The sequence below is a fragment of the Pseudomonas juntendi genome (assembly GCF_021560075.1).
In the GTDB taxonomy this organism is placed as follows: Bacteria; Pseudomonadota; Gammaproteobacteria; order Pseudomonadales; family Pseudomonadaceae; genus Aquipseudomonas; species Aquipseudomonas juntendi.
Window position 1 is genome coordinate 1,201,932 of sequence record NZ_CP091088.1, and the last position, 20,793, is coordinate 1,222,724.

The following is a 20,793-nucleotide window of genomic DNA, read 5'->3' on the forward strand; positions in this document are numbered from 1 at the left end:
TCTTCAGGAGCCCCATCGATGAGCAACATGAACCACGAACGTGTCCTCAGTGTGCACCACTGGAACGACACCCTGTTCAGCTTCAAGTGCACCCGCGACCCGGGGCTGCGCTTCGAGAACGGTCAGTTCGTGATGATCGGCCTGCAGCAGGAAAGCGGCCGCCCGCTCATGCGTGCCTACTCCATCGCCTCGCCGAACTGGGAAGAGCACCTGGAGTTCTTCAGCATCAAGGTGCCGGACGGCCCGCTGACTTCGCAGTTGCAGCACCTGAAGGAAGGCGATGAGATCATCATCAGCAAGAAGCCTACCGGCACGCTGGTACTGGACGACCTGAACCCAGGCAAGCACCTGTACCTGCTGAGCACCGGCACTGGCCTGGCGCCGTTCATGAGCGTCATCCAGGACCCGGAAACCTACGAGCGCTTCGAAAAAGTGATCCTGGTGCACGGCGTGCGTTACGTGAACGAAGTGGCCTACCGCGAATTCATCACCGAGCACCTGCCACAGAACGAGTTCTTCGGTGAGGCGGTGCGCGAAAAACTGATCTACTACCCGACCGTGACTCGCGAGCCGTTCGAGAACCAGGGCCGCCTGACCGACCTGATGCGCAGCGGCAAGCTGTTCAGCGACATCGGCCTGCCGCCGATCAACCCGCAGGACGACCGTGCGATGATCTGCGGTAGCCCGAGCATGCTCGACGAGACCAGCGAAGTGCTGGACAGCTTCGGCCTGAAGATCTCCCCGCGCATGCGCGAGCCGGGCGACTACCTGATCGAGCGTGCCTTCGTCGAGAAATAAGGCGCAGGTAGGTACGAAGAAGGCGACCCTCGGGTTAATGCCTGTCAGTTAAGCGTTACTGGGGCTGCTTTGCAGCCCTTCGCGGGCACGCCCGCTCCCACAAGTGATCGCGCATTTCTTGATTTCAGCGCCAAACGAGTGGGAGCGGGCGTGCCCGCGAAGGGTCGCAAAGCGGCCCCAAATTACTTAACTGACAGGCATTTATCCATTGGCTGTTCCGGCCTATTCAACCCGGGTCTCGCCGCTGTACACCAGAATCTCCCGGCAACGCTTGCACAGGTAACGGCGGCCCTGGCGTACCAGCTTGTGCCGCTGGGCGGTAAACGGGAAGTCACTCTGCGGGCAAGGGCAGCGGTAGATGTAACGGGTCACCACGCGCCGTTGCACCTCGTAGTTATGGCAGCGGTTTGGCGGCAGTTCGTATACGCCGCGCATGATCAGTTGCCATTCCTCGCCATGGGCCTGGATGCGGTCACCGAACAATTGGTGGGCCACCAGGTGCGCCACTTCGTGCGCGACCGTCTGGCGCAGAAAGTCCTCCTGATTGTCACGGTACAACTGCAGGTTGAAACGCAGCAGGTTCTCGTGCAGGTGGGCGACGCCGGCTTTTTGCCCGCGCAGCTTGAAGCTGATTTCCGGGCGCGGGAACTGGCGTTTGAAGAAGGTTTCGGCTTGCTGGTAACAGGTTTCGACGCGTTGCTTGAGCAGCTCGGGCATGGCGGGGTGGTTCTCCTGACCCGATCATTATGCCGCAACCTCGGGCCATGTGCCGAGCCACCGGTCAGCGCTCAGCCAAGGGCCGCCTTGCGGCGGCCCCTGGTTGATGCCCCGGTGTTGGTCGAGTCTGTTCTAGTTGGTGTAGACCGGCCCCACGCCCAGTCCCCAGATGATCACCGTGGCGGCCATGATCGCCACCAGCACTACCAGGCCCACCGCCAGCACCGAGCTGGAGAACAGGAAGCCTTCGTCAGCGGGTATGTTCATGAAGGTCGGCAAGCCGACGTACAGCAGGTACACCGTGTAACAGACCGCCGCGGTGCCGATCAGCATGCCCAGCCACAAGTGCGGGTACAGCGCCGCCAGGCCGCCGATGAACAATGGGGTGGCCGTATAGGTGGCGAAGGCTATGCACTGGGCCATGGATGGGTTGGCATCGTAGGTGCGGGCCATCCAGTGGATGAACGCGCCCATTACCGCCACGCCTGCCAGCATCGCCAGGTATGACATGATGCTCATCCACAGGGCACTCTCCATGGTCAGCATCACGGCTGGCCGGTCGCCGATCACCCAGCCGACCTGGGTGGTGCCGATGAACGCGGACACTGCGGGGATCGCCGCAAGGATCAGGGTGTGCGTCAGGTACATGTGGCTGATGGATTCTTCTTCGCCACGGATTTCCCGCCATTCCTGGTCGGGATGGGTAAACAGCCCCACAACGTGATGAATCATGCCGTCACTCCTCTCAATGTTGCCAAACGCCCCCAAATGGAGCGCAAGCGGCCCGAGGCCGAACACCGAAGCAAGCGGTAATGTGGCCTTATGTCGCAGTATAGGAAGCGGTTACCCGCACAAACCGTGCTTTTTAGAGCAAATTGCGCTGTCGCCCGCCCCGTTGATTACATTGAAGTCTTTGTCGGAATGCCTACAGCACGCGCGCGTTTGTGCGTAAAATAGCCGCCTTTTGTCACACCTCGCGGATTCAAGCGCTATGGGCACCCTCTCGGTCAACCAGAACAAACTGCAAAAACGCCTGCGTCGTCTCGCTGGCGAAGCCATCACCGACTACAACATGATCGAGGATGGCGACAAGGTCATGGTCTGCCTGTCCGGCGGCAAGGACAGCTACACCATGCTCGATGTTCTGTTGCACCTGCAGAAGGTGGCGCCGATCACCTTCGAGATCGTTGCGGTGAACATGGACCAGAAGCAACCAGGGTTCCCCGAGCACGTGCTGCCGGCGTACCTGAAGGCGCTGGGGGTCGAGTACCACATCGTCGAGAAGGACACCTACTCGGTGGTCAAGGAGCTGGTGCCCGAGGGCAAGACCACCTGCTCGCTGTGCTCGCGCCTGCGCCGCGGCACGCTGTACACCTTCGCCGACGAAATCGGTGCGACCAAGATGGCGCTGGGGCACCACCGCGACGACATCGTCGAAACCTTCTTCCTCAACATGTTCTTCAACGGCGCGCTCAAGGGCATGCCGCCGAAGCTGCGTGCCGACGATGGCCGCAACGTGGTGATCCGCCCGTTGGCCTACTGCAGCGAGAAGGATATCCAGGCCTACTCGGACATGAAGGCCTTCCCGATCATCCCGTGCAACCTGTGCGGCTCGCAGGAAAACCTGCAGCGCCAGGTGGTCAAGGACATGCTGGTGGAGTGGGAGCGCAAGCACCCGGGCCGTACCGAGAGCATTTTCCGTGCATTGCAGAACGTGGCGCCGTCGCAGCTGGCCGACCGCAACCTGTTCGACTTCACCAGCCTGAAGATCGATGAAAACGCGGCGCCGCGCTTCCTGGACGTGGTGAACATCTAGGCCTATGCGCGATTATCAGTGGCTGCATGAGTACTGCCTGAACCGCTTCGGCTCTGCCCAGGCGCTGGAAGCCTTCCTGCCGCAGCCGCGCACGCCGGCGCAACTGCGCCAGATCAGCGACGACCGCTACTTGTCGACCTTGGCCCTGCGTGTATTTCGCGCTGGCCTTAAGCACAGCCTGGTGGATGCCAAGTGGCCGGCCTTCGAGCAGGTGTTTTTCGGCTTCGACCCGGAAAAAGTGGTGTTGATGGGCGCCGAACACCTGGAGCGGCTGATGCAGGATCAGCGCATCATCCGCCACCTGGGCAAACTCAAGAGCGTGCCACGCAATGCACAGATGGTGCTGGACATCGCCAAGGTGCATGGCAGTTTTGGCGCGTTCATTGCCGACTGGCCGGTGACCGACATTGTCGGGCTGTGGAAGTACCTGGCCAAGCATGGCAACCAGCTCGGCGGTTTGTCGGCGCCACGGTTCTTGCGCATGGTTGGCAAGGATACCTTTGTCCCGACCGAGGACATGGCGGCGGCGCTGATTGCCCAAAAAGTGATCGACAAGCAGCCGACCAGCCAGCGCGACCTGGCGCTGGTGCAGCAGGTGTTCAACCAGTGGCACGCCGAAAGCGGGCGGCCGCTGTGCCAGTTGTCGGTGATGCTGGCGCATACCGTCAACCATTGAGCATGCCGGGGCCGCTGTGCGGCCCAATCGCCGGCAAGCCAGCTCCCACGGGGATCGCATCAGGGCTGACAGGTGTTTGCCACAAGGTATGCAGCGCCTGTTAGAGCGAGCGCCGCCCGCGCGGCGCATCGCGAGCTGCGCTCGCTCCTACGTTTGTTTCGGGCCAATTATTTCTGTGGGATTTGCGCGCGAACGCCTTGGCGCATGCCTCAAAATCGCGTCGTACGAACAAGGCGGCCGCGCGCATCTGTCACAGGGGTTACTGGCCCGAAACAAACGTAGGAGCGAGCGCAGCTCGCGATGCGCCGCGCGGGCGGCGCTCAATCTCACAGGCACTGAAGATGCAGCGGCTACCCTTGCCAGGAACCATAGAATCTCCCACCTCGACCGCATCAGCCTCAAGCCATGTGCAGACCTGCGCTGGCTTGCCGGCGATTGGGCTGCAAGGCAGCCCCTTGACTCAACTGCCTTCGCCGGCCATGCGCCGCTCATGCTGGAACTTCCAGCGCACATACAGCAGCCCGGCAATGAACAGCCCCAGGCTGACCAGCACTTCAACCCAGCCAAACACCGCCCGCGCCGGGTCGAAGGCTGCCAGCACGCCCTTGATGAAGTAGATATTCACCACGAAGCAGGTCCAGGCATGCGCCCGGGCGCTGCCCAGCAGCATGCCCGGCAGCAGCAATAGCAGCGGCACCAGTTCGATCGCCAGGATCACCTCGACCCGAGCCCCATGCAGGTTGGCGAACCACAGGTTGTTCACCACCAGCAGGGCAATCAGGCCAAAGAAAAATGCCAGGCTAAGCGCCCGCGTCAGGCGCAAGCGCGGTGCCAGCCAAGCCAGCGGCGGCAACACCTTGGGCTTCCTAGCCACGCGCGGCCTCCAGGGCCTTGGCGGTGCTCGCCAGGCGTTGGCCAAGGGCGCGGCACAGGGCGATCTCGTGCGGGTCGAGTTCACGCTTGCCGTCTGCCCCGGCATGGTGGCTGGCGCCATAAGGGGTGCCACCACCGCGGGTTTCCAGCAGTGCCGATTCGCTGTAGGGCAGGCCCATTACCAGCATGCCGTGGTGCATCAGCGGCAGCATCATCGACAGCAGCGTGGTTTCCTGGCCACCGTGCAGGCTGGCGGTAGACGTGAACACACCGGCGGGCTTGCCTACCAGTTCACCGCCCAGCCACAGACTGCTGGTGCCATCGAGGAAGTACTTGAGCGGTGCCGCCATGTTGCCGAAGCGGGTCGGGCTACCCAGCACCAGGCCGGCGCAGTGGCGCAGGTCGTCGAGGGTGGCGTACAGCGCGCCGCTGGCCGGAATGTCCGGGGCCACGGCTTCGCATTCGGTGGAAATCGCCGGCACCGTGCGCAGGCGCGCTTCCATGCCGGCCAGCTCGATGCCGCGGGCGATGTGCCTGGCCATTTCGCTGGTGGCGCCATGGCGGCTGTAGTAAAGCACCAGGATGTAGGGTTGGCTCACGGCAGGATCTCCAGCACTTTTTCCGGCGGGCGACCGATCACCGCCTTGTCACCGGCAACCAGGATCGGCCGCTCGATCAGCTTGGGGTGCTGGACCATGGCCTCGATCAGCTGTGCGTCGGTCAGTGCAGGGTCGGTCAGGTTCAATGCCTTGTATTCATCCTCACCCGTGCGCAGCAGCTGCCGTGGGGCCAGGCCCAGCTTGCCGAGCAAGGTCTTGAGCGTGGCGGCGTCTGGCGGGGTCTCGAGGTAGCGCACGATGACCGGGGTTAGGCCACGGGCTTCGAGCAGTTCCAGCGCGCCGCGGGATTTTGAGCAGCGCGGGTTATGATAGAGCGTGAGGTCAGTCATGTGGGGTCGCATCCAGCTGGTTGTGGCGGCTATTCTAACCGCAGCGACTGACCAGTTTGCTTTAAAACTCGAGAAGGATTGATCCATGGCAAGGCGTCTGGCAGCAGTACTGGCCATCACCGCGAGCCTGATGCTCGGTGGTTGCGGTGCCGATTATGGCGTAGACCAGCACGGCAATACGGTTAAGGCCGAACAGATCGACGGGCACTGGCTGGTGCTCAATTACTGGGCGGAATGGTGCGGCCCGTGCCGCACTGAAATCCCGGAACTCAATACCGCGGCCAAGCAGTGGGCGGCCGAGGGTATCAAGGTGGTGGGGGTGAATTTCGATGGTTTGCAGGGCCAGGACCTGAAGCAGGCCGCCGAAACCCTGGGCATCGGGTTCACCGTACTGGCCCAGGACCCGGCCGAGCGCTATGACCTGCCGCGCAGCGAGGCGTTGCCGGTAACCTACATCATCGATGACAAGGGCAAGGTGCGTGAGCAGTTGCTGGGCGAACAGACCCTCGAAGGGCTGCAGGCCAGGATCAAGGCCCTGAAGCAGGGGTGACAAGCGACAAGAGACAAGCTACAAGCTACAAGCTACAAGAAAAGCAGACCGGTGCTAGGATCTGCTTTTTCTTGAAGCTTGAAGCTTGAAGCTTGAAGCTTGCAGCTTGCAGCTGCGCTCAGCCTTCTTCAGGCCAGAAGCGCAGCGGCTTGCCCTCGGCCGGCCAGAAGCGCAGTTGCTCGATGGGCGACACATCCCAGCGCTGCACCGTTTCCAGCGCCTGCAGGAAGCGTTTTTCCTGCTCCATCAGCGCCGGCGCACACAGCTTGCGGGTCTTGCCGACCTTGCCGAAGCTCAGATGCTCGCCGTCCAGCGTGTAGGGCGCAAACCAGTGGTTGCACCCGGCATTGCCATAGGCACGGCCATCGCTGGCCAAGGTCAGGGTCAGGTGGCTGTAGTCGATCAACGGGCGCTCACCAATCCACTCCAGCACATAGCTGCGCTCCTGCTGCAACTTCAAAGGTTGTGCAGCGCAGCCGAGCAGGCCGGTGGCAATCAGCGCGCCGGTCAGCAGATTCTTCACTCGGCGCTCTCCTGGCAACGCGGGCACACATGCTTGTCGCCACGGCTGGCCCAGCCCAGCTCGGCGATACGTGCGCTGGCAGCAGGCTGGCGGGCTTGCTTGCCCAGCTTGGCGTCTACGGCGAACTCGAAGTCCAGGGCGGCGTCACAGTTGTCGCACTCAACCTTCCAGTTGAGGATTTCCAGCGCGTTGAACACTGGGCCAGTGGCCACGGCAACCCACTGGCCGCGCGGGTTGATCAGGTGGCGCACGCTCTCCACGGTCAGGCGCATGGCCAGGTCCTTGCTGCCTTTGAGGGTCACCAGCAGGGTATCGCCTTTGTGCATCGAACCGCCGTTGCCAGTGACCTGATAGCGGCCTGGCACCAGGGCGCGGCACTCGATCAGGGTGTGTTGCGGGTTGAAAAGGGTATAGCGGAAATCGTGCTCGACCATGGGTCCTCCAGAAATGCCGCGTATCCTAGCATTAACCCATGACCAGATTCTGTGGATTGCCTGCCGCCCAGCAGTTGATGTTGTCCAGCGTGGTAGTGGCGATCGCAGCCAGCGCCTCGCGGGTCAGGAACGCCTGATGTGCGGTGATGATGACATTTGGGAAGGTCAGCAGGCGCGCCAGCACATCGTCTTGCAGCGGCTGGTCGGAGCGGTCCTCGAAGAACAGCTGGGCTTCCTCTTCATAGACATCCAGCCCCAGGTAGCCGAGCTGGCCGCTTTTCAGCGCGTCGATCAGTGCCGGGGTGTCGACCAGTGCGCCGCGGCCGGTGTTGATCAGCATGGCGCCATGCTGGACTTCGGCCAGGCTCCGGGCGTTGATCAGGTGCCGGGTGTGTTCGGTCAACGGGCAGTGCAGGCTGATGATGCGCGCTTCGCGTAGCAGTTCGGGCAGTGGCAGGTAGCGCGCGCCGAGGGCCAGCAGTTCCGGGTTGGGGTAGGGGTCGTAGGCCAGCAACTGGCAGCCGAAACCGGCCATGATGCGGGCGAAGGCTGCGCCGATCTGGCCGGTACCCACGACTCCAACCGTTTTACCATGCAGGTCGAAGCCGGTCAGGCCATGCAGGGTAAAGTCCCCTTCACGGGTGCGGTTGTAGGCCCGGTGCAGGCGCCGGTTGAGCGCCAGGATCAGCGCCACGGCGTGCTCCGCCACCGCGTGCGGTGAGTAGGCGGGTACGCGCACCACGGCCAGGCCCAGGCGTTGCGCAGCGGCCAGGTCGACGTGGTTGTAGCCGGCCGAACGCAGGGCGATCAGGCGCGTGCCGCCGTCGGCCAGGCGCTGCAGCACCGGGGCGTCCAGTTCGTCATTGATGAAGGCGCAGACAACCTCGTAGCCGTCGGCCAGCGCTGCGGTGTCGAGGCTCAGGCGGGCAGGCTGGAAATGCAGCTCCAGGGGGTTACCGCTGGCGGCTCGGGTGAAGCTTTCCTGGTCGTAATGCTGGCTGCTGAACACTAGCGCGCGCATGGTCAGGGTTCCTTTGTCGGGCGTGTCCGGGGTAGCTGTTGGCAGTGAGTTCAAGCGCTCGACCGCGCCTGGGCTGCCAGGCGGCTGATCGCCGCATCCAGTTCATCCAGTGCCTGCTGGGCCTGCGGGCTGTCCTGCTTGAGCAAGGTTTCACTGCGCTGGCACGCCGCGCGCAACTGCGGCACGCCGCAATAGCGTGAAGCCCCGTTCAGGCGGTGTACCTGTTCGATCAGGCCCTCATGGTCATTGGCCAGGCGCGCGGCGCGGATGGCTTCGCGGTCGGCCTCCAGCGAGGCCAGCAGCATGTTCAGCATATCGGCGGCAAGGTCCGCTTTTCCGGCTGCCAGGCGTAGGCCTTCTTGCGGATCGAGCACCTTGAGTTCATCGCCGTTGCCGGTGGGTTCAGCCGGCGCCTGCTGCGGCGTGCCCAGGCTGAGACCGGTCCATTTCATCACCACCTGTGCCAGTTGCCGTTCACTGATCGGCTTGGTCAGGTAGTCATCCATGCCGCCGTGCAGCAATGCGCGTTTCTCGTTGGCCATGGCATGGGCGGTGAGGGCGACGATCGGCAATGGGTTGCCACTTTGGGTGTTTTCCCAGCGGCGAATCTGTTCGGTACAGGCGCGGCCGTCCATGCCGGGCATCTGCACATCCATCAGCACCAGGTCGAAGGGTTCCTGCTGCACGGCCTGCAGTGCCGCATAGCCATTGTCGACCGCCAGTACTTCGGCACCCAGGTCCTCGAGCAGCGTCTGCACCAGCAGCAAATTCGCAGGGTTGTCGTCGACACACAGTATTTTCGGCCGCCGCGGGCCGTTGCGGCTGTTCACCTCGCCCTGCAGGCGGCGGGGCTGGACCAGCTCCAGCAGCAGCCGGCGCAATTTGCGCGTGCAGGTAGGCTTGGACAGCAACTGGCCATGGCCATTGGGCAGGAAGGGGTGGTACAGCGCCTGCTCGGTGGTCGGGCACAGCACCACGCACTGGCAATGGTAGCGTTCGAGCTGTTGATGGTAGCGGCCCAGTTGTTCTGGCGACAGGTTGCCCAGGTTGGCGCCCAGCACCGCCAGCTCGAATGGCTGCCCGGCCTGGCTGGCGGCCTGCACGGCTTGCAGCAACTGGTCGTAGGTGGCGAACAGGCTGACACTCAGGCCACAGTCTTGCAGTTGGTGCTCCAGGGCCTGCCGGGCCAGTTCATGGTTATCGACGATGGCGGCACGGCGACCCAGCAGCGCTTGCAGCGGTAGTTCCTCGATATCGTCGTGCGCCTTGGGCAGGTTCAGGCTGATCCAGAACTGCGAGCCCTCGCCCGGGGTGCTGTCGACGCCGATTTCGCCACCCATCTGCTCGATCAGGCGCTTGGAAATCACCAGGCCCAGGCCGGTACCACCTGGCTGCCGGGCCAGCGAGTTATCGGCCTGGCTGAAAGCCTGGAACAGTGTACGCACGTCCTGCGGTGACAGGCCGATGCCGGTATCCTGCACGCTGATGCGCAGTTGGGCATGATCCTCATGCTCATCGTCGAGCATGGCGCGCACGACAATGGTGCCCTCGCGGGTGAACTTGATGGCGTTGCTGACCAGGTTGGTGAGGATTTGCTTGAGCCGCAGCGGGTCACCGACCAGCGACGTGGGCGTGTCGCGGTAGACCAGGCTGAGCAGTTCCAGCTGCTTGGCATGGGCGGCCGGGGCCAGAATGGTCAGGGTGTCCTGGATCAGGTCGCGCAGGTTGAACGGGATGCTGTCCAGCACCAGCTTGCCGGCCTCGATCTTGGAGAAATCGAGAATTTCGTTGATGATGCCCAGCAGGTTGTCGGCAGACTTTTCGATGGTGCTCAGGTAGTCCAGCTGGCGCGGGGTCATCTCGCTTTTCTGCAGCAGGTGGGTAAAGCCGAGAATGCCGTTGAGCGGGGTGCGGATCTCATGGCTCATGTTGGCCAGGAACTCCGACTTGATGCGGCTGGCCTCCAGTGCCTCCTTGCGCGCCATGTCCAGCTCGATGTTCTGGATTTCGATGGTTTCCAGGTTCTGGCGCACGTCTTCGGTGGCCTGGTCGATGCTGTGCTGCAGTTCTTCATGGGCGTTGTGCAGGGTTTCGGCCATGCGGTTGATGCCGCGCGCCAGTTCGTCCAGCTCATGGCTGCCCATGGTCGGCAGGCGCTCTTCGAGGTGGCCGTCCTTGAGCTGGTTGACCGCGTGCTTGATACGTTCGATGGGGTCGTTGATCGAGCGGCTCATGCGCAATGCCAGCAGGCCGCTGAGCACCAGGCAGGCGAGGATCAGCAACAGGCTGGTGAACAGGTTGCGGTAGCCGCGCAGCAGGGTGCCATCGTGGGACAGCTCGATCTCGACCCAGCCCAGCAGCCGCTCGGCTTCGGCAGGCACGGCCTCGGTGGCCAGGTCCCGGTGGTGGCCGAACACGGGCATCAGGTAGCGGGTGGCGTCATTGCCGCTGCGCTGCAGCAACTGGGTGCCGGTGCCGCCGCTGGGTGGCTGGTTGAGCATGCTCGGCCCGGCATGGGCCAGGCGCGTGCGGTCCGGCGCCAGGAAGGCAACCGAGCGCACGTCGCTCTGCTCCAGGGTTTGCGCGGCGATGCGCTCCAGCTGCGCAGGCGCCAACCGGGCCATGGCCGGGGCGGCCAGCGGCGCCAGCTGTTCGGCGATCATCTTGCCGCGCTGCAGTAACTGGGTGCGCAGGTCGTTTTGTTGCAGCCAGGTGAAATAACTGCCCAGCACCAGCGCCATCAGGCCTGCCGGTAACAGTGCCAGCAGCAGGACCCGGCTGCGGATTCCCAAACGATCGAGCACACTCGCCTCCTGTGATGTGCCTGGCCACCGTCAGTGGGTGACGGCCAAGACGCGACGTTACTCTGCCTGGCACGCCATTGCATCTGTTTAGTCGGTGTTTTGCGCCGATCCTGCGGCACGGGTCGTATCGCGGTTGCCTGGCAGGGCGCACATACACAATAATCGCGTAATTGAGAATGCATGGCAGTTGCCAATGAGTCCTGTAGCTATTCACAACTCCAGTGTCCTCGCCATCGAGGACGACCCGGTGCTGGGCGCCTACCTGCATGAAGAGCTGCAGCGCGGTGGCTTCCACGTCACCTGGTGCCGCAGTGGCCTGGAGGGCCTGGAAACGGCAGGCCGCCAGGTCTTCGACGTGGTGCTCATGGATATTCTGCTGCCTGGGTTGAATGGTCTGGATGCGCTGGCCCAGTTGCGCCAGCGCAGTACCACACCGGTGATTCTGATGTCGGCGCTGGGCGCCGAGGCAGACCGCATCAGCGGCTTTCAGCGCGGGGCCGACGACTACCTGCCCAAACCCTTCAGCATGGCTGAGCTGCAAGTGCGCATTGAAGCGATCCTGCGCCGTGTAGCGCTCGAACGCCGCTACCAGGCGCCGCAGCCGCCGGCAGAGGCGGGCGCGCTGCACTTCGACGAGGGCCTGTGCGATGTGCGCCTTGATGGCCGTCTGGCCGGGCTGACCCCCAGCGAGTTTCGCCTGCTCGACACCCTTTACCGCAACCAGGAGGAAGTGCTGAGCAAGGCGTTCCTGTACCAGCAGGTGTTGCAACGCGGCTATTCGCGGCACGACCGCAGCCTGGACATGCATGTCAGCCAGATCCGCCGCAAGCTCAAGGGCATCGGTTATCAGGGGTTGCAGATCCGCACCGTATGGGGCAAGGGCTACGTGTTCGGCGTGGGTGAGGCGCAATAGCATGCTCGACCGCCATTCGCTGTTCTGGAAACTGGCCATCCTGCTGGTCGGCTTCTGCCTACTGATGATCGGCCTCAGCTACACCTGGGGCCAGCGCATGGAGCTGCAGAACGCCTTCTTGTCGGAGCCGGCGCGCCAGACCTTGCGCGGCTATGCCAGCGAGGCCGAGCAGGCCTGGCGCAGCGGTGGTCGGGCCGGGCTGGACCAGTGGGTGGCGGCGATGCACCAGCGTGAACATGGCTGGGTGGGTGTGCTCGATATCAACCTGAAACCGCTCGACAGCGCGGCCCTCAACCCGCAGATCATGCAGCGGCTGACCCGCCTGCGTGGGGTCGACTGGCCGATGAGCCGGCGCAGCGTCGAGCAGCCGTGGCTACGCATCCCGTTCCCCGGTGCGCCCGAGCAGGGCATGCTGGTGATCGAACTGCCCAAGCGCTTCAACCCGGACCAGCACCGCGTGCTGTGGCGCATCATCACCAACGGCATCATCCCGGGCCTGTTCACCTTGCTGCTGTGCGTGGGCCTGTACCGCATGCTGATCGTGCCGTTGAACCAACTGCGCGAGCAGGCCCGGGCCTGGCGTGCCGACCAGCTTTCGGCTCGCCTTGATTCGCGGCTCATCGCCCGGCACGACGAGCTGGGGGAACTGGCCCGCGCCTTCGACCAGATGGCCGAGCGGCTACAGGGCACCGTCACCCTGCAACAACAGCTGCTGCGCGACTTGTCCCATGAAATGCGCACCCCCCTGAGCCGTTTGCGCGTGGCTTGCGACGGGGAAACCGATCTGCAACGCCTGCGCGAGCGCCTCGGCCGGGAACTGGACGGCATGCAGCAACTGGTCGAGGCAACCCTGCAACTGGCCTGGCAGGACGCCGAGCGTGCGCCGATGAACCTGGAGCCGATCGAGGTTCACGCCTTGTGGGACCTGCTGGCCGAGAATGCCTGCTATGAAAGTGGCTGGGCGCCCACGCGGCTGCGTTGCGAGGTACCAGACGGTTGCTGGGTGCAGGGTAACCTCAACCACTTGGCCCAGGCGCTGGAGAACCTGCTGCGCAATGCCATTCGGTATTCGCCGGCCGACGGTGTCGTGCGCTTGGGTGGGCAGCGCGAAGGTGGCTACTGGTGCCTGTGGCTGGAAGACGAGGGCGGTGGCGTGGGCGACGATGAGCTGGAGCGGATTTTCGCGCCGTTCTTGCGCCTGGAAGGTTCGCGGCCCGGCATGGGTGGCTTTGGCCTGGGGCTGAGCATTGCCCGCAGCGCCATCCAGCGCCAGGGTGGCACGCTGTGGGCGCAGAACGGCAAGCGCGGGTTACGCCTGTGCATGAGGTTGCCGGTGCAGCAGCCCCCATCATATAGCCTGTAGCTATATCCACTACAGATTGCGTGATATGGCGGGGAAGGGTTTGCCGGTATGATAGGCGCCCCTGCCGTCCGGATTGTGAAATACACCATGACCTCGCAGTACCCAACCATCGCCGATTGCGTCGGCAATACGCCACTGGTTCGCCTGCAGCGCATTGCTGGCCAAACCAGCAATACCCTCCTGCTCAAGCTCGAAGGTAACAATCCCGCCGGCTCGGTGAAGGACCGCCCGGCCCTGTCGATGATCACCCGCGCCGAACTGCGTGGCCAGATCAAGCCCGGTGACACCCTGATCGAAGCCACCTCCGGCAACACCGGCATCGCCTTGGCGATGGCGGCGGCGATCAAGGGCTACAAGATGATCCTGATCATGCCGGACAACTCCACCGCTGAGCGCAAGGCGGCCATGACCGCCTACGGCGCCGAGCTGATTCTGGTGACCAAGGAAGAGGGCATGGAAGGTGCCCGCGACTTGGCCGACAAGCTGCAGCGTGAAGGCCGCGGCCTGGTGCTGGACCAGTTCGCCAACGGTGACAACCCGGTGGCCCACTACAACAGCACCGGCCCGGAAATCTGGCAGCAGACACAGGGCAGCGTCACCCATTTCGTCAGCTCCATGGGGACCACCGGCACCATCATGGGCTGCTCGCAGTACCTCAAGGAGCAAAACCCGGCCGTGCAGATCATCGGCCTGCAACCGATGGAAGGTTCGGCCATCCCGGGTATCCGCCGTTGGCCGCAGGAGTACCTGCCAAAGATCTTCGACGCCACGCGCGTAGACCGCGTGGTCGACATGTCGCAGCAGGAAGCCGAAGACACCACCCGCCGCCTTGCCCGCGAAGAGGGCATTTTCTGCGGCGTGTCTTCCGGTGGTGCGGTTGCCGCCATGCTGCGCCTGTCCCGTGAGGTGGAGCATGCAGTAATGGTGGCGATCATTTGCGACCGCGGTGACCGTTACCTGTCCACCGGCCTGTTCGATCCCAGTTAAATGACCAAGAAAAAAACCAACAGCGGCCTGCGCTTCCAGCCGGCCGGCGGTAGCCGCAGCCCCCAGGTCCCCGTGGGCAAGAAGCAGCGCCTGGACATCGAGCGCCTGGCCGGCGACGGCCGCGGCATTGCCTTCCATGAAGGGCGTACCTGGTTCGTCAGTGGCGCCCTGGCCGGTGAGGCCGTGGAAGCGCGGGTGCTCAATGCACGCGGCAAGGTGGTCGAGGCCCGCCTGGAGCGTGTGCTGCAGGCCAGCCCCGAGCGCCGTGAAGCGCCCTGTCGGCACTATAGCCGCTGTGGTGGCTGCACCCTGCAGCACCTGCCGCACGAGGCGCAACTGGCGTTGAAGCAGCGGACCTTGGCCGAACAACTGCAACGGGTGGCCGGTGTGCAGCCCGACGCCTGGGCGCCGCCGCTCAGCGGGCCGGCGTTCGGCTACCGGCGCCGTGCTCGCGTGGCAGTGCGCTGGGACGTCAAGGCGCGCCAGCTGCAGGTCGGCTTCCGTGCCGAAGCCAGCCAGGACATCATCGCCATCGACGATTGCCCGGTGCTGGTACAGCCCTTGCAGTCGATTCTGCGCCACCTGCCGACCGTGCTGCGTTCGCTGGAAAAACCGCAGGCCCTGGGCCATGTGGAGCTGTTCAGCGGCTCTGCCGAAGCGCTGCTGGTCCGCCATGTGGCGCCATTGCCGGCGCAGGACCTGGCCCGGTTGCAGGCGTTCTGCGAGCAGGCCAACGCGCAGTTATGGCTGCAAGGCGAAGGTGAACCGGCGCCCGTCGAACCTGCGGCGCCATTGGGCTTTGCCCTGGCGCCGTGGCAGCTTGAGCTGGCCTGGCGCCCTGGCGACTTCGTGCAGGTCAACGCCCAGGTCAATACGGCGATGATCGAGCAGGCGCTGGCCTGGCTTGCGCCGCAGGCCGATGAGCGGGTGCTCGACCTGTTCTGCGGCCTGGGCAACTTCGCCCTGCCGCTGGCACGCCAGGCGCGTGAAGTGGTGGCAGTGGAAGGTGTGCAAGCCATGGTCGATCGGGCCGCGGCCAACGCCAGAAACAACAATGTGCATAACGCACGGTTTTTTCAGGCCGATTTATCGCAGCCATTGGCCGGCACCGGATGGGCCGCCGAGGGCTTTTCTGCGGTACTCTTGGACCCACCGCGCGACGGTGCTTACGAGGTGGTGCAAGGCATCGCCCGCCTCAAGGCCAGCAGGCTGGTCTATGTATCGTGCAACCCGGCCACACTGGCGCGAGACGCCCAGGTGCTGGCCGGCCAGGGGTACCGGTTAACACGGGCCGGGATTCTCGACATGTTTCCTCAAACGGCGCATGTCGAGGCCATGGCGTTATTCGAAGCGGGCTAGCTGACTGGCCCCTTGGTGCGGCCGCCACGGAAGGGTGGCTGTACGGTGATCGCCAGCGCCGCCGTGAGTGCAGCGCTGTATGGAAAGGTAAAACAAGATGGTACAGGTGAGAGTGCACCAGCCGGTCAACACGGACGGCAGTATCAATCTCGATGCATGGCTGGATCATGTGGTAAGTGTCGATTCGGCACTGGATCGCGCAGCGCTGAAAGAAGCCTGCGAGTTTGCTCACGAGGTCGAAAAAAAGGGCAACCCCGCCAAGCATTCCTGGGCGGACGGCACGTCCAGCTTTCAGGCAGGGCTGGAAATTGCCGAAATCCTCGCCGACCTCAAGCTCGACCAGGATTCGCTGGTGGCCGCGGTCATCTACCGTTCGGTGCGCGAGGGGAAGGTCACGCTGGCCGAGGTCAGCCAGCGCTTTGGGCCGGTGGTCTCGAAGCTGATCGACGGCGTGCTGCGCATGGCCGCCATCAGCGCCAGCCTCAGCCCGCGGCAGTCGCTGGTGTTGGGCTCGCAGGCGCAGGTCGAAAACCTGCGCAAGATGCTTGTGGCCATGGTCGACGACGTACGCGTGGCGCTGATCAAGCTGGCCGAGCGGACCTGCGCCATCCGTGCGGTCAAGGCGGCCGACGATGAGAAACGCCTGCGTGTCGCGCGTGAGGTGTTCGACATCTATGCGCCGTTGGCGCACCGCCTGGGTATCGGCCATATCAAGTGGGAGCTGGAGGACTTGTCCTTCCGCTACCTGGAGCCCGAGCAGTACAAACAGATCGCCAAGTTGCTGCACGAGCGCCGGCTGGACCGCGAACGGTTCATCAGCGACGTGATGAACCAGCTGCAGAACGAACTGCTGGCCACCGGGGTGAAAGCCGACATCAGCGGGCGGGCAAAACACATTTATTCGATATGGCGCAAGATGAAGCGCAAAGGCCTGGAATTCAGCCAGATCTACGATGTGCGCGCAGTGCGTGTGCTGGTGCCGGAAATTCGCGACTGCTATACCGCACTGGGCATCGTCCACACCTTGTGGCGGCACATCCCCAAAGAGTTCGACGACTACATCGCCAACCCCAAGGAGAACGGCTATCGCTCGTTGCACACGGCGGTAATCGGGCCTGAGGGCAAGGTGCTGGAAGTGCAGATCCGTACCCACGGCATGCACGAGGAAGCCGAGCTTGGCGTGTGCGCCCACTGGCGCTACAAAGGCACCGACGTCAAGCCAAGCTCCAACCACTACGAAGAAAAGATCTCCTGGCTGCGCCAGGTGCTGGAATGGCACGAAGAGCTGGGCGACATCGGTGGCCTGGCCGAGCAACTGCGGGTCGACATCGAGCCGGACCGGGTTTATGTGTTTACCCCGGACGGGCATGCCATCGACCTGCCCAAGGGTGCGACACCGCTGGACTTCGCCTACCGCGTGCACACCGAAATCGGCCACAACTGCCGCGGCGCCAAGATCAACGGCCGGATCGTGCCGCTGAACTACAGCCTGCAGACGGGCGAGCAGGTCGAGATCATCACCAGCAAGCACGGCAACCCGAGCCGTGACTGGTTGAACTCCAACCTGGGCTATGTCACCACGTCGCGGGCCCGGGCCAAGATCGTGCACTGGTTCAAGCTGCAGGCGCGCGACCAGAACGTGGCCGCCGGCAAGACCTTGCTCGAACGGGAGCTCAGCCGCCTGGGCCTGCCGCAGGTGGACTTCGAGCGCCTGGCGGAGAAAACCAACGTCAAGACCGCCGAAGACATGTTCGCTTCGCTCGGTGCTGGCGACCTGCGCCTGGCGCACCTGGTCAACGCTGCCCAGCAGTTGCTGGAGCCCGAGCGCATCGAGCAGATCGAACTGGTGCCGCGCAAGCCTGCCGGGCCGCGTTCCGGCAAGCGTGGCGACATCCAGATCCAGGGGGTTGGCAACCTGCTGACGCAGATGGCCGGCTGCTGCCAGCCACTGCCGGGCGATGCCATCGTCGGTTACATCACGCAAGGCCGTGGCGTGAGCATTCACCGCCAGGATTGCGCCTCGGTGCTGCAACTGGCAGGCAAGGAACCGGAGCGCATGATCCAGGTGAGCTGGGGGCCGATACCGGTGCAGACCTACCCGGTCGACATCGTCATCCGTGCCTACGACCGCCCGGGGTTGCTGCGCGATGTGTCGCAGGTGCTACTGAACGAGAAGATCAACGTGCTGGCGGTGAACACCCGCTCGAACAAGGAAGACAACACCGCGCTGATGTCGCTGACCATCGAAATTCCAGGCCTGGACGCGCTGGGGCGGTTGTTGGGGCGCATCTCGCAGTTGCCGAACATCATCGAGACGCGGCGTAACCGTACCCCTTGAGATCGCGGCGCCTGCTTCGCGGGCTTGCCCGCTCCCACAGGTACGGTGCAGTTTTCGAAACCTGCATCCACCCTGTGGCAGCGGGCAAGCCCGCGATGAAGCCACCACCGAAGGACCTGCCTGAATGACCTACACCCTCGAAGACCTGCTGCACCTCATGGCCCGCCTGCGCGACCCGCAGTACGGTTGCCCATGGGACCTGCAGCAGAACTACGCGAGCATCGTCCCGCATACCCTCGAAGAGGCCTACGAAGTCGCCGACACCATCGAGCGCGGTGACTTCGAGCACCTGCAAGGTGAGCTGGGCGACTTGCTGTTCCAGGTGGTCTACTACAGCCAGCTGGCCAGGGAGGAGGGGCGTTTCGAGTTCGATGGCGTGGTCGACAGCATCACCCGCAAGCTCATTCGGCGCCACCCGCATGTGTTCCCCACGGGTGAGCTGTATGCGCCGCTGGACACCCCCCGCTTGAGCGAGGCCCAGGTCAAGTCGCGCTGGGAAGAAATCAAGGCCCAGGAACGGGCGGAAAAAAGCCTGCCTGAGCAGTTGTCCCTGCTCGACGACGTACCCACGACCTTGCCGGCGCTGTCGCGGGCGGCCAAACTGCAAAAGCGTGCGGCCACGGTCGGCTTCGACTGGCCTGCAGCGCTGCCGGTGCTGGACAAGGTCCGTGAAGAACTGGACGAAGTGCTACAGGCCATGGCCGATGGCGATGCCGATGCGCTCGAAGATGAGGTCGGTGACCTGCTGTTCGCGGCCGTGAACCTGGCGCGCCACCTCAAGCTAGATCCGGAACATGCCCTGCGCCGCGCCAATCGCAAGTTCGAGCGGCGTTTCCGCTTTATCGAACAGGCATTGCGCGACAGCGGTCGCCCTATTGAAGCGTGTAACCTTGACGAGCTGGACGCCCTGTGGGGCGAAGCCAAGCGTCAGGAAAAGAACCTGCCCAGCTGCGGCTGAGCTGTTGCATAAGTGAGTGAACATTCATGAGCCTTTCCCTTCGCGACCAATTGCTCAAAGCCGGTCTGGTCAACCAGAAACAGGTCTCGCAGACCAACAAAGCTGAAAAGAAACAGAAGCGCATGGAGCACAAAGGCCAGGTCGACGTCGACGACAGCCAGCAGCGTCTGGCCAAGGAAGCCATGGCCGAAAAGGTCAAGCGCGACCAGGAGCTGAACCGCCAGCAGCAGGAAAAGGCGGAGCAGAAGGCCCGTGCCGCACAGATCAAGCAACTGATCGAAGCCACGCGCCTGCCCAAGCTGAGCACAGAGGACTATTACAACTTCGTTGACGACAAGAAGGTCAAGCGTATCGCCGTCAACGCGCTGATGCGTACCAAGCTGAGCAACGGTTCGTTGGCGGTGGTGGCCCATGCCGGCGGTTACGAGGTGATCCCGCGCGAAGCAGCGGTGAAGATCCAGGAACGCGACCCCAGCCGTATCCTGTTGCTGAACACCCATGTTGAGGAAGCGGACGAAGATGACCCGTACGCGGCCTACAAGATCCCTGACGATCTGATGTGGTAAAAACGAAAAACCCCGCTTCGGCGGGGTTTTTCATGACGAATGGGGTCATTGCGTGGTGCGCTGGTTTTCCAGGTTCTCGAGCTCTGCCCGATACTGGTGGGCCTCGTGTTCATTGTGGAACATGCCGACGAGTTGACCTTGCTGGTGCACATCCCAGATGCGTACGCCAGCGGCCACGCCTTCGTGGGACATTTTCGATTCGTCGCGTTCGGTTACTTGGACTGTCATCGTTAAACTCCACTTCTTGAGAGGGCTGCGACACTCTGTCGCACACCTTCTTTATAGGGTTTGTTAGCAGCCTAAGTAAATAAAATGGGCATGAAACAAGTTTCATGAAGGCCGAACGCGGTCAAAAAATGTGGGAGCGGCCTTGTGCAGGCACAAAAAAGCCCCGCACTAGGCGGGGCTATCGGATGTCACTGGCAACGCGGGCTCAGTTACCCTTCACCGGCTTGCCATCGACCGTACCATCCTGCAGTACGATCACATACTCCTTGCCATCGGTCTCCACTTGGCGCAGTTGCACCAGCAGGTAGTCCCAGTTCTTGGCAAACCACAGCTCGGTGATACGCTTGCTCTGGCTTGGGTCGCGCACGCGCTCGACCTTCACCGCATCGACCTGGCCGGTCTTGGTGGTGACTTTTTCAGTGCCCAGCACGCGGAAGTCGTAATTGTCGATCTCGTCGCCAACGACTACCTGGTAAGTCATGCTCTTCTTGCCTGCCGCCACGTCATGCTGCAAGGCCAGCTGGTAGGAAGACTTGTCCAGTACCCCGCGGTTGAGCGGCAGGGTAATGGCGTCGCCCCGGTCGCTACCGGTGATTTTCTTGGTGTTCCAGTCGAAGTTCAGGTCGACCTTCTTGGCCTTGCCCAGGCCACCACGCTCAAAGTGGTACTTCTGTGGCAGCAGGGTGTCGTTTTCCAGGCGCAGGGTGCTTTGCTCGGTCAGGCTGGCGATCATCATGGAAGCCTTGAAGTTAAGGTCCCAGGTACCGTTGGCATTTTTGACCAGGCTGCGCTCGGCGGTGCCGCTCATGGGCAGCTGCTTCCAGTCGGCGGTGTAGCTGGCCGAGAAGGGCTTCAGATCAGCTGCCTGGAGCGGCAGGGCGAGCACGGCAAGAGCCAAGAGCAGGGCACGACGCATAGTT

At 63.3% G+C, this 20,793-nt stretch carries 22 protein-coding genes; 11 read left to right on the top strand and 11 right to left on the bottom strand.

The window, feature by feature from the left end; genetic code table 11:
* Positions 1-18 precede the first annotated feature (18 nt).
* Positions 19-798, top strand: a complete 780-nt coding sequence (gene fpr, locus L1P09_RS05465; protein ID WP_054890398.1) for a ferredoxin-NADP reductase — start codon at positions 19-21, stop codon at positions 796-798.
* Positions 799-1,020: 222 nt separating this feature from the next.
* Here fpr and L1P09_RS05470 read toward each other — a convergent pair whose 3' ends face one another.
* Together L1P09_RS05470 and L1P09_RS05475 are read right to left on the bottom strand one after the other, a co-directional pair.
* Positions 1,021-1,515, bottom strand: a complete 495-nt coding sequence (locus tag L1P09_RS05470; RefSeq protein WP_009686036.1) for a SprT family zinc-dependent metalloprotease — start codon at positions 1,513-1,515, stop codon at positions 1,021-1,023.
* Between the two features lie 132 nt (positions 1,516-1,647).
* Positions 1,648-2,247 carry a Yip1 family protein gene (locus L1P09_RS05475; RefSeq protein ID WP_009686035.1) on the bottom strand — a complete coding sequence of 200 codons (600 nt, stop codon included), beginning with the start codon at positions 2,245-2,247 and terminating at the stop codon, positions 1,648-1,650.
* 259 nt (positions 2,248-2,506) lie between these two features.
* Here L1P09_RS05475 and ttcA point away from each other — a divergent pair, with 259 nt between their 5' ends.
* Together ttcA and L1P09_RS05485 are read left to right on the top strand one after the other, a co-directional pair.
* On the top strand, positions 2,507-3,331 hold the full coding sequence (ttcA, locus tag L1P09_RS05480; RefSeq protein ID WP_009686034.1) for a tRNA 2-thiocytidine(32) synthetase TtcA: 825 nt from the start codon (positions 2,507-2,509) through the stop codon (positions 3,329-3,331).
* A 4-nt stretch (positions 3,332-3,335) separates the two neighbouring features.
* The gene (locus tag L1P09_RS05485) at positions 3,336-4,007 is read left to right on the top strand and encodes a DNA-3-methyladenine glycosylase I (protein ID WP_029887431.1); all 672 of its coding nucleotides are present in this window, start codon (positions 3,336-3,338) and stop codon (positions 4,005-4,007) included.
* 460 nt (positions 4,008-4,467) lie between these two features.
* On the opposite strand, the gene L1P09_RS05490 is transcribed toward L1P09_RS05485, so the two are convergent.
* The 3 genes from L1P09_RS05490 to arsC are packed head-to-tail and all read right to left on the bottom strand — an operon-like array spanning position 4,468 to position 5,829.
* On the bottom strand, positions 4,468-4,881 hold the full coding sequence (locus tag L1P09_RS05490; protein ID WP_029887454.1) for a DUF2069 domain-containing protein: 414 nt from the start codon (positions 4,879-4,881) through the stop codon (positions 4,468-4,470).
* Complete coding sequence (gene wrbA, locus L1P09_RS05495) at positions 4,874-5,479, bottom strand: NAD(P)H:quinone oxidoreductase (RefSeq protein ID WP_029887453.1); 606 nt, start codon at positions 5,477-5,479, stop codon at positions 4,874-4,876. The genes L1P09_RS05490 and wrbA overlap by 8 nt, the downstream gene beginning before the upstream one ends.
* Positions 5,476-5,829, bottom strand: a complete 354-nt coding sequence (gene arsC, locus L1P09_RS05500) for an arsenate reductase (glutaredoxin) (protein WP_154211880.1) — start codon at positions 5,827-5,829, stop codon at positions 5,476-5,478. Before arsC ends, wrbA begins: the two co-directional genes overlap by 4 nt.
* Before the next feature lie 85 nt (positions 5,830-5,914).
* On the opposite strand from arsC, the gene L1P09_RS05505 reads away from it, so the two are divergent.
* Positions 5,915-6,379: a TlpA disulfide reductase family protein gene (locus L1P09_RS05505; protein WP_009684283.1), complete on the top strand. Its 465-nt coding sequence runs from the start codon at positions 5,915-5,917 to the stop codon at positions 6,377-6,379.
* Between the two features lie 118 nt (positions 6,380-6,497).
* On the opposite strand, the gene L1P09_RS05510 is transcribed toward L1P09_RS05505, so the two are convergent.
* From L1P09_RS05510 to L1P09_RS05525, 4 genes are read right to left on the bottom strand one after another with little or no spacing between them, the layout of a single operon-like run.
* On the bottom strand, positions 6,498-6,902 hold the full coding sequence (locus L1P09_RS05510) for an META domain-containing protein (protein WP_009684284.1): 405 nt from the start codon (positions 6,900-6,902) through the stop codon (positions 6,498-6,500).
* The gene (locus L1P09_RS05515; protein WP_029887452.1) at positions 6,899-7,336 is read right to left on the bottom strand and encodes a hypothetical protein; all 438 of its coding nucleotides are present in this window, start codon (positions 7,334-7,336) and stop codon (positions 6,899-6,901) included. The genes L1P09_RS05510 and L1P09_RS05515 overlap by 4 nt, the downstream gene beginning before the upstream one ends.
* A gap of 31 nt (positions 7,337-7,367) precedes the next feature.
* Positions 7,368-8,357 (bottom strand): 2-hydroxyacid dehydrogenase, encoded by a 990-nt coding sequence (locus L1P09_RS05520; protein WP_029887451.1) that lies wholly within the window; start codon positions 8,355-8,357, stop codon positions 7,368-7,370.
* A gap of 50 nt (positions 8,358-8,407) precedes the next feature.
* Positions 8,408-11,161, bottom strand: a complete 2,754-nt coding sequence (locus L1P09_RS05525) for a response regulator (protein ID WP_054881989.1) — start codon at positions 11,159-11,161, stop codon at positions 8,408-8,410.
* 193 nt (positions 11,162-11,354) lie between these two features.
* Between L1P09_RS05525 and L1P09_RS05530 the strand changes: the two genes are divergently transcribed.
* From L1P09_RS05530 to L1P09_RS05560, 7 genes are all read left to right on the top strand, one after another.
* Complete coding sequence (locus L1P09_RS05530) at positions 11,355-12,074, top strand: response regulator transcription factor (protein ID WP_054890450.1); 720 nt, start codon at positions 11,355-11,357, stop codon at positions 12,072-12,074.
* A 1-nt stretch (position 12,075) separates the two neighbouring features.
* On the top strand, positions 12,076-13,437 hold the full coding sequence (locus L1P09_RS05535; RefSeq protein ID WP_235768562.1) for a sensor histidine kinase: 1,362 nt from the start codon (positions 12,076-12,078) through the stop codon (positions 13,435-13,437).
* A gap of 87 nt (positions 13,438-13,524) precedes the next feature.
* The gene (gene cysM / locus L1P09_RS05540) at positions 13,525-14,424 is read left to right on the top strand and encodes a cysteine synthase CysM (RefSeq protein ID WP_125855525.1); all 900 of its coding nucleotides are present in this window, start codon (positions 13,525-13,527) and stop codon (positions 14,422-14,424) included.
* On the top strand, positions 14,425-15,783 hold the full coding sequence (rlmD, locus tag L1P09_RS05545; RefSeq protein ID WP_235768564.1) for a 23S rRNA (uracil(1939)-C(5))-methyltransferase RlmD: 1,359 nt from the start codon (positions 14,425-14,427) through the stop codon (positions 15,781-15,783).
* A 97-nt stretch (positions 15,784-15,880) separates the two neighbouring features.
* Positions 15,881-18,121 (top strand): GTP diphosphokinase, encoded by a 2,241-nt coding sequence (gene relA, locus L1P09_RS05550; RefSeq protein ID WP_009684292.1) that lies wholly within the window; start codon positions 15,881-15,883, stop codon positions 18,119-18,121.
* Positions 18,122-18,245: 124 nt separating this feature from the next.
* Entirely contained in the window at positions 18,246-19,079 is an 834-nt protein-coding gene (gene mazG / locus L1P09_RS05555; protein WP_232893046.1) for a nucleoside triphosphate pyrophosphohydrolase, read from the top strand.
* A gap of 26 nt (positions 19,080-19,105) precedes the next feature.
* The gene (locus tag L1P09_RS05560; protein ID WP_054881991.1) at positions 19,106-19,645 is read left to right on the top strand and encodes a DUF2058 domain-containing protein; all 540 of its coding nucleotides are present in this window, start codon (positions 19,106-19,108) and stop codon (positions 19,643-19,645) included.
* A 45-nt stretch (positions 19,646-19,690) separates the two neighbouring features.
* Here the strand turns inward: L1P09_RS05560 and L1P09_RS05565 are convergent, their stop codons facing one another.
* Positions 19,691-19,873 (bottom strand): hypothetical protein, encoded by a 183-nt coding sequence (locus L1P09_RS05565; protein ID WP_029886605.1) that lies wholly within the window; start codon positions 19,871-19,873, stop codon positions 19,691-19,693.
* Positions 19,874-20,078: 205 nt separating this feature from the next.
* Positions 20,079-20,789, bottom strand: coding sequence for a DUF3108 domain-containing protein (locus L1P09_RS05570; protein ID WP_235768566.1), 711 nt, complete (start codon positions 20,787-20,789; stop codon positions 20,079-20,081).
* Positions 20,790-20,793 lie beyond the last annotated feature (4 nt).

Excerpts from the sequence above, each read along its gene's own strand:
- fpr (WP_054890398.1), top strand. The coding sequence starts at position 19 with ATGAGCAACATGAACCACGAACGTGTCCTCAGTGTGCACCACTGGAAC.
- L1P09_RS05470 (WP_009686036.1), bottom strand. The coding sequence starts at position 1,515 with ATGCCCGAGCTGCTCAAGCAACGCGTCGAAACCTGTTACCAGCAAGCC.
- L1P09_RS05475 (WP_009686035.1), bottom strand. The coding sequence starts at position 2,247 with ATGATTCATCACGTTGTGGGGCTGTTTACCCATCCCGACCAGGAATGG.
- ttcA (WP_009686034.1), top strand. The coding sequence starts at position 2,507 with ATGGGCACCCTCTCGGTCAACCAGAACAAACTGCAAAAACGCCTGCGT.
- L1P09_RS05485 (WP_029887431.1), top strand. The coding sequence starts at position 3,336 with ATGCGCGATTATCAGTGGCTGCATGAGTACTGCCTGAACCGCTTCGGC.
- arsC (WP_154211880.1), bottom strand. The coding sequence starts at position 5,829 with ATGACTGACCTCACGCTCTATCATAACCCGCGCTGCTCAAAATCCCGC.
- L1P09_RS05505 (WP_009684283.1), top strand. The coding sequence starts at position 5,915 with ATGGCAAGGCGTCTGGCAGCAGTACTGGCCATCACCGCGAGCCTGATG.
- L1P09_RS05515 (WP_029887452.1), bottom strand. The coding sequence starts at position 7,336 with ATGGTCGAGCACGATTTCCGCTATACCCTTTTCAACCCGCAACACACC.
- L1P09_RS05520 (WP_029887451.1), bottom strand. The coding sequence starts at position 8,357 with ATGCGCGCGCTAGTGTTCAGCAGCCAGCATTACGACCAGGAAAGCTTC.
- L1P09_RS05530 (WP_054890450.1), top strand. The coding sequence starts at position 11,355 with ATGAGTCCTGTAGCTATTCACAACTCCAGTGTCCTCGCCATCGAGGAC.
- L1P09_RS05535 (WP_235768562.1), top strand. The coding sequence starts at position 12,076 with ATGCTCGACCGCCATTCGCTGTTCTGGAAACTGGCCATCCTGCTGGTC.
- cysM (WP_125855525.1), top strand. The coding sequence starts at position 13,525 with ATGACCTCGCAGTACCCAACCATCGCCGATTGCGTCGGCAATACGCCA.
- rlmD (WP_235768564.1), top strand. The coding sequence starts at position 14,425 with ATGACCAAGAAAAAAACCAACAGCGGCCTGCGCTTCCAGCCGGCCGGC.
- relA (WP_009684292.1), top strand. The coding sequence starts at position 15,881 with ATGGTACAGGTGAGAGTGCACCAGCCGGTCAACACGGACGGCAGTATC.
- mazG (WP_232893046.1), top strand. The coding sequence starts at position 18,246 with ATGACCTACACCCTCGAAGACCTGCTGCACCTCATGGCCCGCCTGCGC.
- L1P09_RS05560 (WP_054881991.1), top strand. The coding sequence starts at position 19,106 with ATGAGCCTTTCCCTTCGCGACCAATTGCTCAAAGCCGGTCTGGTCAAC.
- L1P09_RS05565 (WP_029886605.1), bottom strand. The coding sequence starts at position 19,873 with ATGACAGTCCAAGTAACCGAACGCGACGAATCGAAAATGTCCCACGAA.
- L1P09_RS05570 (WP_235768566.1), bottom strand. The coding sequence starts at position 20,789 with ATGCGTCGTGCCCTGCTCTTGGCTCTTGCCGTGCTCGCCCTGCCGCTC.